General features: G+C 68.2%; 12 protein-coding genes. 8 read left to right on the top strand and 4 right to left on the bottom strand.

Annotation, left to right across the window (positions count from 1 at the left end; translation table 11 throughout):
• The first annotated feature begins 84 nt into the window (after positions 1-84).
• From AWX74_RS35100 to AWX74_RS35090, 3 genes are read left to right on the top strand one after another with little or no spacing between them, the layout of a single operon-like run.
• Entirely contained in the window at positions 85-546 is a 462-nt protein-coding gene (locus AWX74_RS35100; RefSeq protein ID WP_091285642.1) for an SRPBCC family protein, read from the top strand.
• The gene (locus AWX74_RS35095) at positions 543-932 is read left to right on the top strand and encodes an ArsR/SmtB family transcription factor (protein ID WP_242666569.1); all 390 of its coding nucleotides are present in this window, start codon (positions 543-545) and stop codon (positions 930-932) included. Before AWX74_RS35100 ends, AWX74_RS35095 begins: the two co-directional genes overlap by 4 nt.
• A gap of 24 nt (positions 933-956) precedes the next feature.
• Positions 957-1,397 (top strand): SRPBCC family protein, encoded by a 441-nt coding sequence (locus AWX74_RS35090; RefSeq protein ID WP_054568377.1) that lies wholly within the window; start codon positions 957-959, stop codon positions 1,395-1,397.
• A gap of 134 nt (positions 1,398-1,531) precedes the next feature.
• Here AWX74_RS35090 and AWX74_RS35085 read toward each other — a convergent pair whose 3' ends face one another.
• Positions 1,532-2,479 carry a PQQ-dependent sugar dehydrogenase gene (locus tag AWX74_RS35085; RefSeq protein WP_091285639.1) on the bottom strand — a complete coding sequence of 316 codons (948 nt, stop codon included), beginning with the start codon at positions 2,477-2,479 and terminating at the stop codon, positions 1,532-1,534.
• 610 nt (positions 2,480-3,089) lie between these two features.
• Between AWX74_RS35085 and AWX74_RS35080 the strand changes: the two genes are divergently transcribed.
• Together AWX74_RS35080 and AWX74_RS35075 are read left to right on the top strand one after the other, a co-directional pair.
• Positions 3,090-4,286 (top strand): ABC transporter substrate-binding protein, encoded by a 1,197-nt coding sequence (locus AWX74_RS35080; protein ID WP_242666568.1) that lies wholly within the window; start codon positions 3,090-3,092, stop codon positions 4,284-4,286.
• A gap of 131 nt (positions 4,287-4,417) precedes the next feature.
• A complete protein-coding gene (locus AWX74_RS35075; protein WP_242666567.1) occupies positions 4,418-5,677 on the top strand; it encodes an aminoglycoside phosphotransferase family protein in 1,260 nt (419 codons plus the stop codon).
• Between the two features lie 248 nt (positions 5,678-5,925).
• Here AWX74_RS35075 and AWX74_RS35070 read toward each other — a convergent pair whose 3' ends face one another.
• Positions 5,926-6,111 (bottom strand): hypothetical protein, encoded by a 186-nt coding sequence (locus AWX74_RS35070; RefSeq protein ID WP_114476453.1) that lies wholly within the window; start codon positions 6,109-6,111, stop codon positions 5,926-5,928.
• Positions 6,112-6,348: 237 nt separating this feature from the next.
• Between AWX74_RS35070 and AWX74_RS35065 the strand changes: the two genes are divergently transcribed.
• On the top strand, positions 6,349-8,271 hold the full coding sequence (locus AWX74_RS35065) for a DUF4062 domain-containing protein (protein ID WP_165615920.1): 1,923 nt from the start codon (positions 6,349-6,351) through the stop codon (positions 8,269-8,271).
• Between the two features lie 2 nt (positions 8,272-8,273).
• On the top strand, positions 8,274-9,434 hold the full coding sequence (locus AWX74_RS35060; protein ID WP_091285632.1) for an argininosuccinate synthase domain-containing protein: 1,161 nt from the start codon (positions 8,274-8,276) through the stop codon (positions 9,432-9,434).
• Positions 9,435-9,540: 106 nt separating this feature from the next.
• On the opposite strand, the gene AWX74_RS35055 is transcribed toward AWX74_RS35060, so the two are convergent.
• Positions 9,541-10,944 carry a DUF1254 domain-containing protein gene (locus AWX74_RS35055; protein WP_091285630.1) on the bottom strand — a complete coding sequence of 468 codons (1,404 nt, stop codon included), beginning with the start codon at positions 10,942-10,944 and terminating at the stop codon, positions 9,541-9,543.
• 178 nt (positions 10,945-11,122) lie between these two features.
• On the opposite strand from AWX74_RS35055, the gene AWX74_RS35050 reads away from it, so the two are divergent.
• Positions 11,123-11,551 carry a WapI family immunity protein gene (locus tag AWX74_RS35050; RefSeq protein WP_091285627.1) on the top strand — a complete coding sequence of 143 codons (429 nt, stop codon included), beginning with the start codon at positions 11,123-11,125 and terminating at the stop codon, positions 11,549-11,551.
• A 401-nt stretch (positions 11,552-11,952) separates the two neighbouring features.
• Here the strand turns inward: AWX74_RS35050 and AWX74_RS35045 are convergent, their stop codons facing one another.
• Positions 11,953-12,255: a DUF1905 domain-containing protein gene (locus AWX74_RS35045; RefSeq protein ID WP_006539631.1), complete on the bottom strand. Its 303-nt coding sequence runs from the start codon at positions 12,253-12,255 to the stop codon at positions 11,953-11,955.
• Positions 12,256-12,355 lie beyond the last annotated feature (100 nt).

The following is a 12,355-nucleotide window of genomic DNA, read 5'->3' as shown; positions in this document are numbered from 1 at the left end:
ACTTGCCGACAGCGCAACTGATGGTTGCATGAAGCCGCCCCGCCGCCTATGGTGACGTGCAACCAAAGGTTGCTGGAGGTTGGCATGGAGTTCGGATCCATCGAGCGCGAGATCTTCATCGAGGCGTCGCCGGAGATCGTCTTCGACGTCGTGAGCAGTCCGGAGCACCTGAAGGAGTGGTGGCCGGACGACGCTCGGTTCGAGCCGGTGCCCGGGGCCGTGGGGGAGATCGTCTTCGGCGACCGCGACGCCGGCGGGACGGTGGTGCCGGTCACCGTCATCGATGCCCGGCCGCCGCGGATGTTCTCGTTCCGCTGGACGCATCCGGCCGGGGAGCCGGCGGCGGAGGGCAACTCGCTGCTGGTCACGTTCGACCTTTCGCCGTCCGGCGACGGAACGCTGCTGCGGATGACCGAGACCGGCTTCCGCGAGATGGGCTGGGAGGCCGCCGTCCTCGAGCATCACTACAACGACCACGTCAGCGGCTGGGCCCACTTCCTGCCGCGGCTCGTCTCGTACGTCGCGACGCTGCGGGTGCGTCCGTGAGCACTGCGGTGGCCGAGGCCATCGACGACGATCTCTGGTCCGCCATCGGGGATCCGACCCGGCGCCGCATGCTCGACCTGCTGCTCGCCGACGGTGGCGGCACAGCGACCACCCTGAGCCAACATCTGCCGGTCACCCGCCAGGCCGTGGCCAAGCATCTCGGCGTCCTCGACCGGGCCGGGCTCGTCCAGGCGACGCCGGTGGGCCGGGAGAAGCGCTATCGAGTGGACGACGCCCAGCTCGCCCGCGCGGTCGCCCAGCTCGCCTCGGTCGGGTCGGCCTGGGACGCCCGCCTGCGCCGGATCAAGAGGATCGCCGAGGCGATCCAACGTGCCCAGCAGAACCAGCAGAACCAACAGAAGCCACAGAACCAACAGCAAAGCTGACCAGAAAGAGGAGCACGAAGAATCGTGGACATTCTGCACAGGATCGGTGTCCGGACCACGGAGCCGAAGAAGGTGTACGACGCGCTGACGACCGTCGAGGGTCTCGCCGGCTGGTGGACGGACGACACGAAGGGCACAGCCGAGGTCGGCGGTGTGCTCGAGTTCCGGTTCCTGCCCGGTGGCTTCGACATGGAGGTTGTCGAAACCCGGCCGTCCGAGCGGGTGGTGTGGCGAGTGGTCGACGGACCCGAGGAGTGGGTCGGGACGACGATCGACTGGGACCTGCAGCAGTCCGGCGACTACACGATCGTCCTGTTCCGGCATCAGGGCTGGAAGGAGCCGGTGGAGTTCATGTACCACTGCAGCACCAAGTGGGGCTCGTACCTGATGAGCCTGAAGTCCCTGGTGGAGACCGGGCAGGGGGCGCCGGCTCCGCGTGACGTCCAGATAGGCGACTGGCACTGACCTGAGCGAGGCTGGGCCGATCTGATGTGGGGCCGATCCGAGGCTGAGCCCAGCTGGCCTGCGCGGCCCTGCATCCAGGCGGTCCTGTACCCGGCTGGCCCCGAGCCGCTCCGCGTTGAGCGGATCGGGGCGGCTCAACGCAGAGCGAGGATCCGGTCGTCGCCCGCGCCGGGAGTGCCGCGGCCGTCGGTGTTCGATGTGATCAGCCACAGGCTGCCGTCGGGCGCCGGCTCCACGGTGCGCAGGCGGCCGAGCTCGCCCGTGAACAGCGCCCGGGGCGCCCCGGCCACGCGGCCGCCGGCCAGGTCCATCACCCACAGGCGCTCACCGCGCAGCGCGGCCACATAGAGGACGTCGTCCCGGATCGCGATGCCACTGGGGGACGCCTCGTCGGTCGACCAGGTGACCTGTGGGTTGGTGTAGCGCCCGCCGGCCGCGTCGCCGGTGCCCTCCACCACCGGCCAGCCGTAGTTCCCGCCCGGCCGGATCAGGTTGATCTCGTCGAACGTGTTCTGCCCGAACTCGGATGCCCACAGCCGCCCGGCCGAGTCCCAGGCCAGGCCCTGCACGTTGCGGTGGCCGAGGCTGTACACGCCTGACGACGGGTCCGGGTTGTCGGCGGGTATCCCGCCGTCGGCGGTGATCCGCAGGATCTTTCCGTTCGGGCTCGTCGGGTCCTGCGCCGTGGCAGGCTCGCCGGCGTCGCCGACGGCCACATAGAGCTGGCCGTCCGGGCCGAACGCGATCCGCCCGCCGTTGTGGTTCGGTGCGGCGCGTAGCCCGGTCAGCACGTTCTCGGGTGCGCCCGCACGGTCGCCGTCGAGCTGGAAGCGCACGACACGGTTGTCCGCCGCCGAGGTGTAGTAGGCGTAGACCCAGTGGTCCTGATCGAACCGTGGCGAGACCGCGAGCCCGAGCAGACCGCCCTCGCTGCGATGCCGCACGGGCAGCGTCGTCACCTCCGTCGGCGTTCCGCCCGCCGCGGGCACGATCAGGATGCGCCCGCTGTCCCGGGTGGCGACGAGGGCACGGCCGTCCGGGAGGAAGGCCAGCCCCCAGGGCGAGGTGAGATCTGTTGCCACCTGCCGCAGATCCCGCGCATCGGACGTCGTCCCGCTTGCGTCCGTCCCGGGTGTGCCTGCTCCGGGTGCGCCTGACCGGTGTGGCTCTGCCCCGGGTGGTGCAGCGGCCCCGGGTGGTGCAGCGCCGTCGGTATCGCCGGGCCCGCAGCCAGCCAACAGCGTGCCGGCGGCTGCGAGCGTGGCGAGCGAGGAAGTGAACAGTCGGGCGAGCGAGACAGCCGGACGTGAACGAGGTGAACGGAACACCGCAAACTCCTCACCGGGCCGACGGAGACCTCCGGCGGCGGCTTCAGCGCCTTCGTCAGACAGTACGGGGGCGCGCCGAGCCTCGGTCGTCGCAGGACTGGAGCATGATCTGCCCCGATCTGCCGCTTTCGTCCTGGCTCGTCGCGCGATGACCAGGCAGAATCGTGCCCGGTCTCAGATCGCTGCTTCGGGTACCCGGTCCAACGACGAGACCGCCGTTTCGTTGCCGGCCGGAGCTTCTCCGTCAACCTTTGGCTGATTACCTTGTGGGGGCGATGTGTTACCGGGAGTGTCGACACGCTTACCCGCCTGTTCCCGTGGCGCTGTCGTTGGCCGCGCTCGCCGCCTGTGCGGTGTGGTGCTCGTGTCATCGCTGGTCGTCACGCTGGCCGCCTGTTCCGGGTCGCCGCAGGCGCCGGTCGCCGAAGATTCCTGCGTGGCCGCCGGAGTCACCGGCAGCGAGGTGCGGGTCGGTGTCGTCTATACCGATAGCGGTGTGCTGTCAGCCGCGTTCTCACCGTCGCGTGCCGGTTTCGAGGCGCGTCTCGCGGTCGAGAACGAAAAGGGTGGGGTGAACGGCCGTCAGATAGTCGCCCAGTGGCGTGACGACGAAGGAAGCCCCGCTCGGAACCTGGCGGTCAGCCGGGATCTTGTGGAGAACTACGACGCGTTTGCGATCCTCGAGTCCAGCGCGTCGACGTCAGGTGCCGCGAAATATCTCGCCGACGAGAACATTCCGATCATCGGAATCTCGGCGGAAGAGGTCTGGACCGCCTACCGAAACATGTTCGCCTTCGGCTACCTGACCACCAAGGGCTCGTCGGTCGACACCTTCGGTCGGTTCGTGAAGGAGCACGGCGGCACGCGGGCGCTGGTCATCGGGCCGACCACCAGGTTGACCGGGACTGATCTGAACAGTCAGCTGGTGGTCAGCCTTCGCACAACGGGTGTCCAGGTCGATGAGGCGAACCCGGTCGTGGAGTTCCTGCCGGGCGTCACGAGCGCTGCGCGCCTGGCGCAGCGGATGGTCGCGGAGAACATCGACACTGTTGTGACCGGTGGTTCTGCCGCCGACATCGTCGAGGTCATCAGCGCCGCCCGTCAGGCCGGAGTGCAGCTCAAGGTGGTGCTGGCGGCCACGGCACCCGATGCCGCGCTGCTGGAGCAGCATGGGCAGTCCCTGGCTGGCCTCACCTTCTTCGAGCCGTTCACGCCATTCGAGCTCGACAGCCCCGCTCTGGACGCCTACCACGAAGCCATGGCGCTGCACGCGCCGGAGACCACCGACCCGAACCAGACGACCGCGCTCGCCGCCTACATCAACGCGGACATGTTCATCCGCGGCCTGCAGGAAGCGGGGCCGTGCCCGACGCGGAAGAGCTTCATCGACGGGCTGCGTGGGGTTCACGACTACACCGCCGGTGGACTGGTCCCCACCACCGATTTCGAGGCCGACTTCGGGCAGCTTCGCGAGTGCTACGCCTTCGTCCGGGTCGCGGCCAGCGGGCGGAGCTTCGAGGTGGTCGACCCCAACTACTGCGGGTCGCGCCTGGCAGCGTGACCAGGCGACACACCCGTCCATCGTGACGCTGCCGCAGGCCTGCCTGTTCAGGCCTGCGGCAGCACCGCGCCGTCAACGACCGTTCCGGAAAACCGTTTGCCCTGACGCCGCACCGTCGTGACATTGGGCGGGTGGAACGCAGGACGGGGCGGACGTTCAGCGCGGTGGTGACGACGGGCGGCGAATGTCTGGGCGGTCTCGGGCCGTTCGAGGCCGACAGCCCCTGGTGGGCGGACGTCGGCCCGGTCGTACGCCGCCTCGGCCGCGAACTCGGGGTGCGGGTGACGGTGCTGCGGCTCATCGATGTCGAGAACGGCGAAGGGGCACGGGACGGACACGTCACCTACCACGTCGAAGCCTCCAGGCGTCCGCCCGACGGCCGCCTCACCGTGGTGCCGATCGACCACGACAGTCTGGTGGCGCCCGCGGCGGGCCGGGCGACCTGGGCCACCAGGGAGGGCCTTCAGGACGCCCTGAGCTGGGCGGACGCGGCGTTGCGGGCCGAGGGGCGCCCGCCGGTCGGCGCCGCCGAACAGGTCAGGACCTGGAACCTCTCCGGCCTGTTCCGCATCCCGACGGCTGCCGGGCTGGTCTGGCTGAAGACGACACCGCCGTTCGCCGCCAGGGAGCCCGACGTGATCGCGGCGTTCGCCCGGATCGACCCGTCGCTGGTACCCGCCGTGGTGGCCGCGGATGTGCCCGCGGGACGGATCCTGCTCGAACATGTGCCGGGCCGCGACTGCTGGAACCCGTCGCGGACGGACATCGAGACCACGATCCGTCGGCTCGTGCGGGCGCAGGCGGCACTGGCCGAGCAGCCCGAGCTGATGCCCGCGGACCTGCCCGACCGGACTCCGCATGCCCTGATCGGCCAGTTCGACCGCCTGCTCGACGGTGCGGCCGGGGCAGAGCTGACCGCCACCGAGCTGGCCGCTGCCCGCGACCTCGCCACGCGCCTGCCGGATCTCGTCACCGAACTGGCCGCCTGCGGCCTGCCGCTCACCCTCGTCCACGGTGACTTCCACCCCGGCAACTGGAGATCGGACAACCAGAACGCCGGTGCCGCCACCGGCACCGGCAGCAGTGCTGGTGTCGCCGTCGACTTCGCGGACAGCCACCGGGGCCACCCGGTGCTGGACGGCCTGCGGCCCCGCGAGTTCCTGCCCGACGATCTGTGGGAACACGTCGCCGACGTGTGGGCGACCGCCTGGTCGCAGTGCCGGCCGGGCTGCGACCCGCACCGCGCGCTCACCCTCGCCGCACCGCTGGGCAACGTCTCCTACGCGGTGCGCTACCAGGAGTTCCTCGACAACATCGAGGCCAGCGAACACCGCTACCACCTGGGCGACCCCGCCCATATGATCCGCGCCGCCCTGACCGCGGCCCGATAGCACGCGGCCCGATAGCACGCGGCCGAGAACAGTCCGGAAAGCGTGCCTGCCCGTGGCCGGCGCGTTTCGGCTGGCCACGGGCAGAGGCGGCGGGAGCCGCCTGACGCCGATCGTCCCCCCGAGGCACGATCGGCAGAACCGGGATGTACGGCGGAGGCGCGGGTCCACCGGAGATTTCCGGCGGACCGGGGCGACGAAAATGTCGCGCTGTGAAACAGGCGCTATTTCCGTGTGATCGGGCGTCAGCGTTATTTCCGGGTGACGTCGCCGTCTTGCTGCCCGCCCTGGGCGATGACGTACTGTGCTGCGCGGAGCCGTTCCACATCCGCCACGTCACGCCGCTCGTCGGTGAACCTGGAAAGAGTGAGAAGGAATACGCTGCCGATCGCCAGTACGAGAGATACGGCGAGCAGCACGACGAGAAGCTGGGTCATCTGGACTACTCCCTTCGGCTGCTTCTGCTCGGCGGTGCCGGCTGTGGTCCGGCGCTGCACCGTGTCGTACAGTCCCTAGAGTTGCTGATGTCAGCGTGATCGGCAAGCGGAGATTGACCGGATGTGAGCGGGAAGAAAAAGGGGGTGCCAGTGATCCGGAACGAAACGGGAACCAATGGGGAAGGGACCCGGAAATCTCTTGTCGTGGAGTTGACACAGTTACGCAGGGGTCGGGGGTTGTCACTGGCCGCTCTGGCTCAACGCGGAACCCTGCTCGTCGCGCTCCAGGACTGGAACCGGCTTCTTGGCCGCACCGAATCGGTGACCGCGGCCCTCGATCTGCTGCGTGCGCTGCTGGTCGACCTGGGAACAGGTGCGAAGGCGCATTCGCTGCGCAACGCGCTCGCGGTACCGGAGCCGGCGGCGGACTCCTCCACGCCGGCGACGTGGCCTGGCCGCGACCCGGGCTATCTCACCGCACGCCGCCGCCAGCTCGCCGAGGCGCTCAAGCTGCATCCGGACACGATTGAGAACTACGAGAACGAGGCCATCGAGGAACTGGCCATCAAGATTCTCGAAGGGCCGGCGGATGCCCGCCCGGCCGAGCTGCCGGCGCCCGCGCGGCTCGGGATCACAGTGTTCGTCGGGGGTACATACGTCGACCTCACGGATCACCGACGGGCTGTCGCCGACGCGATCGACGGGAGCATGACCGACCACGGCGTGGTGGTGACCACGGTCGGCGCCCGGGTCGAGGAGCCCGAGCATCCGGCTACGGAGGCCGTGGACGCCTGTGCGGTTTTCATCGGTATCTTCGGGCACACGTTCGGTGTGCCCTCCCAGTATCCGACCAGGTCCGTGGCAATGGCCGAGTACGACTACGCGCGGGCCACGGGTAAGCGGGTTCTCGTCTACCTGGCGGATGAGAGCCTGCCCGTCCCGCATGACATCGTGCCGTCCGACGAACTGCGTGAGCACCAGGCGGACTTCCGTGACGAGCTGCGCCGTCGGCACCCGGCACGGCTGTTCACCAGCCCGGCGGACCTCGCGTTCCGGGTGACGGTCGACCTCGCGCGCGTAGTAGGGGAGATGAACGCCCCAGCGCCCGCCCAGGCCTACGCCGTCTTCGACTCGGACCTCGAGGGTGTCCGCGACCTGATCGACGCCGGGAACTCGTCCTCCCGGGTGCAGGTACAGGGCTTCCTCGGATTTCTCGCGGAGTCGTTCCAGCCACTGTTCACGATCGACCGGTCGTCCTACGGGACGCATCCCCTGCTGCGTGAGGCCGGTAAACGGCTGGGTGACATGCTGCCGGAATTCAGTCTCTCGGCCGAGGACGGTGTGATCAGCCGGGCCGGGGTCCGGCACGTCATCCTCCGCACCGAGACGGTTGTCCAGCTGCTCCGGCTGCTGCTCCCGGACCGCGTGGACCTGCTGGAGAACGCGGCGCAGAAGATCGGGGCAGGTGCCGCGAGCGACCTGGTCGAGTTCGTGCTGCGTGGTGGTCGTTTCGTGCCGATCGGCCCGAAGGCCTTCGTGGCGTTGTGGAACTACTGGGACCGCACCGGTGGATGGGGTACGTACACGCTCGACAGCGTCACGGACGATGCCTGGAAGATCACTGTGGGCCGGAGCTTCCTGCGGTCCGCCGACCCGGCCGAAGCACCGGCGCTCGCCGCTTTCTGGCGTGGCTACATCAAGGGCTTTCTGAACGAGTCCCTGCCACAGATCTCGGCGCTCATGATGAACCTGCCGGAACAGCAGCGAGCCGCGCAGCTCACCATGCCGGCATCGGCTCATGTGAGCACGGTGGAGCACGAGGGCGTCAGCGGAGAAGAAGACTCCTTTTTCGTCACCTTCGATCGGGGTTCCTTCTTTACCGCCCTACGAGCACTCATAGTGAGCAGTTACCACCGGGACCGGCGGGAGTACTCCGAGGCCGTCACTCGGGCTCGAGAGGCATTTCACTCCGGCCGTCTCGCCGGGCCGGTTGAGTTTGGTGACGTCGTCAACGAACTACGGCTTGAGGAAAGATACCCTGCCGCGATGGCGGCGCTGGAGACCTTCGTGACCCCCGTGAATGATGGAGATCTGGCCGCCGACTGCTTCTTCGTCGCGAATCTCATCATTCAGAAAATACGTCAAATTCGAGAAGAGTAGCCATGAGCAAGATTGTCGTGGACCTGGCGGACATAGACGAGAGATTCCTGCGGAAAAACCGGGTGATCTGCCTGTTCAGTGGTGGGCTGGACGGTACCTATCTGCTTCATCACATAGCGTCCGTGCTGCCGTCGGCGTCTGTGCTCGCGCTCACCATCGAGCTTGGCGGCGGTGATGGCCTACGGGCGGGGCGGGTGTGTGACCGGCTCGGATTCGACCACCTGGTGCTGGACCAGACGGACGAGTTCCTCACGGGTTATGCCTTCCCGGCGATCGCTGCCCAGGCCGTCTACCTGGGCACCCATCCGATCTCGGCGTCGTTGACCCGACCGCTGATGGTCCAGGTGGCCACCGCGGTGGCCCATGAACAGGGCTACGACGCGGTACTGCACACCGCGGACGGCACGCAGAACAGCCTGCGCCGCTTCAACCAGACCTTCGCGGCACTGCGTTTCGCGGGCAGTTACGGTTCCCCGTTCGTCGTCGACGCGCCATCACGAGAGAAGAAGCTACTCAAACTCGCCGACAGCGGGCTGCTGGAGCTGGTGGAACGCTCCCGGCCCGAATCCGCTCGGTACAGCACGGACGTGAACCTGTGGTGCCGTGAGTTCGAAGCCGATGGCCTCGACGACCCGGAGCGGATCGACGTCCCGGAAGCGCTTTACGAGTGGACCACGCCCACGGCCACCGAGCCGGTGGAGGTGGAGGTGAGCTTTCAGCGCGGCGTGCCGGTCGCGCTCGACGGACGGGCGCTTCCAGCGGCCGACCTGGTCCGTTCCCTCAACGCCCTGGTCGGCGCGTACGGCCTCGGCAGGTATATCGGGCTGGAGGAGATAGCGAACGGGCAGAAGGTGCAGGAGGTGCGGGAGATGCCTGCCGCGCATCTGCTCCTCGACGCCTACCGCCGCCTGGAGCAGGCCAGCGTGGACGCGGCAACCCTGCGCGAAAAGATCCACCTGGAGCAGATCTGGGTACATGAGGCCGTTGAGGGCCGGTGGCTCGGCCCGCTGCGTACCGCGGCCCAGGCCTTCATCGGCTCCATCGCCCAAGCTGTCTCCGGGCGGGTGCGCTACCGGGTGTCCGGCGCTGGTCTGACCCCGCGGGCCGTGATCGCCCACAACCCGCTCTACGTGCGTGATCGGGTGGAGATTCCGCAGCCCTGAGCTCTGCGGATGCCCGCGGCACCGCGGCACCGCGGCGATCATCCGACCGCTCCCGCCGGACCGCTCCCGCCCGACCCGCGCTACCTCGAGATCACCCGGCGTCGGGTCAGATCGTCTGCCGCGGGCCGGCCTTGGTGATGGCGGGGAGCTGGTAGGTGCCGTCGAGCACGGCTGCTCTCGGTTGGTAGAGCCGCAGGATCGGACGGAACGGACCTGCCGGGGCAGGCAGCCAGTTGCGGGTGTCGGCGGGCGGGTCGTGCTGGATCACGATGGTGAGCGACCCGTCGCTGTCGCGCTGCAGGCCAGGTGTGCGGTCGCCGATGGAGTACCGGTTCGCGCGGTTGGCGACCAGATGGAACCCGGGCAGGTCGTACATGGTGATGGACCAGAACGCGTCGACCGGCGGCTCCTGGTCGAACCGGATTGTGTAGCGGCCGTGGCCGTCGAGCTGGTCGCCGTCCGAGTCGGTGTAGGTCATCGGGTATGCGGCCTCGTAACCGTGGTTGCCCCACAGGCCGGCCCGGGCGGCCAGCGCGCGGGCGAGATAGCCGGCCTCGCGGTCATCGATCTTCCACTCCGGGGTGTCGATCGTGCCCAGCCCCAGGTGATCCAGGTTGTAGTCGAACATGTGGAAGGTGATCGCCCAGCCGTTGACCACCGGCGCCGGGCCGCCCTTCCGTAGCCGGTCCTCGATCCGCTGCTTGCCCGCGTGCTGCCCGGCTGTCAGCGCCTTGGCCAGCTCGGGCGGGGCGTCGGCGTACGGCGAGGTCTCGTCCAGCAGCCCGAGGGGTGCGAACCGTCGCTGGTAGGCGAGGTCCGGGCCCGCGGGAGGGAAGGCGCGCATCCAGGCTCGCATCCGTTCGAAGAAACCGAGTTCGATCGGAACAGCCGTGGGTGCAGGGATCCCCACCAGCCCGGCGGCGGCGCCGGTGGTGCCGGTACTGCCGGTGGTGCCCGTACTGCCGGTGGCACCCGCGCCGCCGGTGGTGCCCGCGGTGGCTTCGAGGGTCAGCCTGCTCTGCAGAGTTCGGACCTTGGCCAGGTCGGCTGGGCCGTCACAGGCCCATCGGCCCACGATCGAGCCCACCGCGGTCGGGAACTCGATCACCGGGACGCCGGCGGGCCCGCCGGCCCGCCACCCCGGGGGGACCAGCAGGAAGGAAGCCGCAGCCGTCCCGGTCGCCCGCCGGCCCACATACGCGAAGTTGTTCGTCCAGGCGTCGATGAACTGCAGCACGTAGTAACGCCCGGAAGTATCCGGAACATGCAGCAGGAGCGGACCACCACTCACGTCGACCTGTGCGAAGGAGTAGATCGTGTCATTGTTTATCGAGACGAACCTGTCGGCCGGCCCGGCCAGATCCGAGGCGTGGCTGAGCACATTGAACGGCGCCGGATCAATGGTTCCCATGCCCTGGTTGGAGATGCGTTCGACCTCCATGAGGTTGTAGACCAGGGGAAATCCGTAGATGTAGGCGTCGGTGGCCAGCTCCAGCAGATCATCGGTCACGTCGAGCCCCCTCGCCGAAGGTGGGTACCAGCGTTCATCGCACGCGAGAAAGCCGCAAGTCGGTGGCACTTCTGCCCCGTAGCTTGCCCAGCCCGGTCGGTGCTGGAGGGGTGGTCGCAGTCCGTGTGGCGTGCCCACATGCCACACTTCCGCCATGCGGGACGATTTTCTGGATGTCGTGCTTGGGCGGAGGGGTTCGGACCATGTCCTGATCCGCGTTGTCGACCGGATGTATCCCGGGGCCGGCGACTTCTGGGACGGAAACTGGCTCACCAGCCCCATCGCGGCCCGGATAGCGGGTTTCACCGCGGACCTCGACGCCGCGTTGCGGGCAGACGAGCTGTGCTCGTTCCGGAAGGAACTGCAGAACCTGCACCGGAAGCTGCGGGGGAGCGCCCGGCTCGTGACGCTCGAAGAATGGATCAAGGTGGAGGTCCGGTGCGAGCGGAACGGGCACCTGGAGGTGGAAGGAGAGCTGAGCACGTCCTCACCGGCCCACAATCGGCTCCGGTTCTCGCTGCCCGGCCTCGACCAGACCGACCTCGTGCCGCTGATCGACGCTCTTCTCGCGATCGAGCGGCGCTTCCCGGTCCGCGGTAGGTCCTGAGCCTGCTATTCACCAGCTGCCACTCACCGCCTGCCACCCGCTGGGAGTTTCGAAGCGCCGCACCGTGCCAGCAATTAAGGACAAAAAGCTCAAAAGTATCCGCAGGGCCACCTGGCGATCGACAAAAGGTGAGAATTTTGGTCGTTCGAACAGCCGAAATCCTCAAATCTTGCTCATCGGCAACGGCAACCCTGGCGGCGGCTCGAAGTCGCGACCCGAAGCGGTGAGTATTTTGGACATCTGAGCGGCAAAAATACTCAACGCTTTCCCGTTGGCAAGGCCGATCCGTTGGCAAGGCCGATCCGAAGCTTGCGATTCCGCGACAGGGTCTGGGGCGTCGAAAGTCCTCAGCTCCTCGAGCCGTGCCATGGCGCCGATCTGAATCGCGTGGCCGGCTGGAGTCAGGCGTCGAGGAGCTCGATGGTTGTGGAGGTGACGTCCCCGATCTCCAGGGCCTCGGCCTTGCGCACGGCGCGTTTGACGGGGAGTACGTAGCTGCCTCGCTTGCTGTCGGGAAAGATTGACGTCCGCCAGGTGCTGCCGCCGAGCGTGGCCCGCACCCGCAGCGAGCCGAATCCGCGCCGCAGCCCGCCGGTCAGATCCCGGATCTCCTCTGACACGTCGACTGGCAGGCTGACGAACACCCAGCTGTCGGGGCGCCGCGCCGCCCACTCCCACAGCTCGCTCTCGAAGACGACGATCATCGTCGGAGTCTCACACAGGCCGGTCCGCTGGCGTCAGCACCACCCACGATCCGATCCGAGCCAGCCAGCCAGCCAGTCAGCGTCGGCGTGCTGCTCAGCG

It is taken from the genome of Parafrankia irregularis (genome assembly GCF_001536285.1).
Classification (GTDB): Bacteria; Actinomycetota; Actinomycetes; order Frankiales; family Frankiaceae; genus Parafrankia; species Parafrankia irregularis.
The sequence above is the reverse complement of the archived record's forward strand: the minus strand, read 5'-3'. Positions and strand labels throughout refer to the sequence as shown.

What these genes read in the sequence shown, in the direction of transcription:
- AWX74_RS35100 (WP_091285642.1), top strand. Translation starts at nt 85, where the DNA reads ATGGAGTTCGGATCCATCGAGCGCGAGATCTTCATCGAGGCGTCGCCG.
- AWX74_RS35070 (WP_114476453.1), bottom strand. Translation starts at nt 6,111, where the DNA reads ATGACCCAGCTTCTCGTCGTGCTGCTCGCCGTATCTCTCGTACTGGCG.
- AWX74_RS35060 (WP_091285632.1), top strand. Translation starts at nt 8,274, where the DNA reads ATGAGCAAGATTGTCGTGGACCTGGCGGACATAGACGAGAGATTCCTG.
- AWX74_RS35045 (WP_006539631.1), bottom strand. Translation starts at nt 12,255, where the DNA reads ATGATCGTCGTCTTCGAGAGCGAGCTGTGGGAGTGGGCGGCGCGGCGC.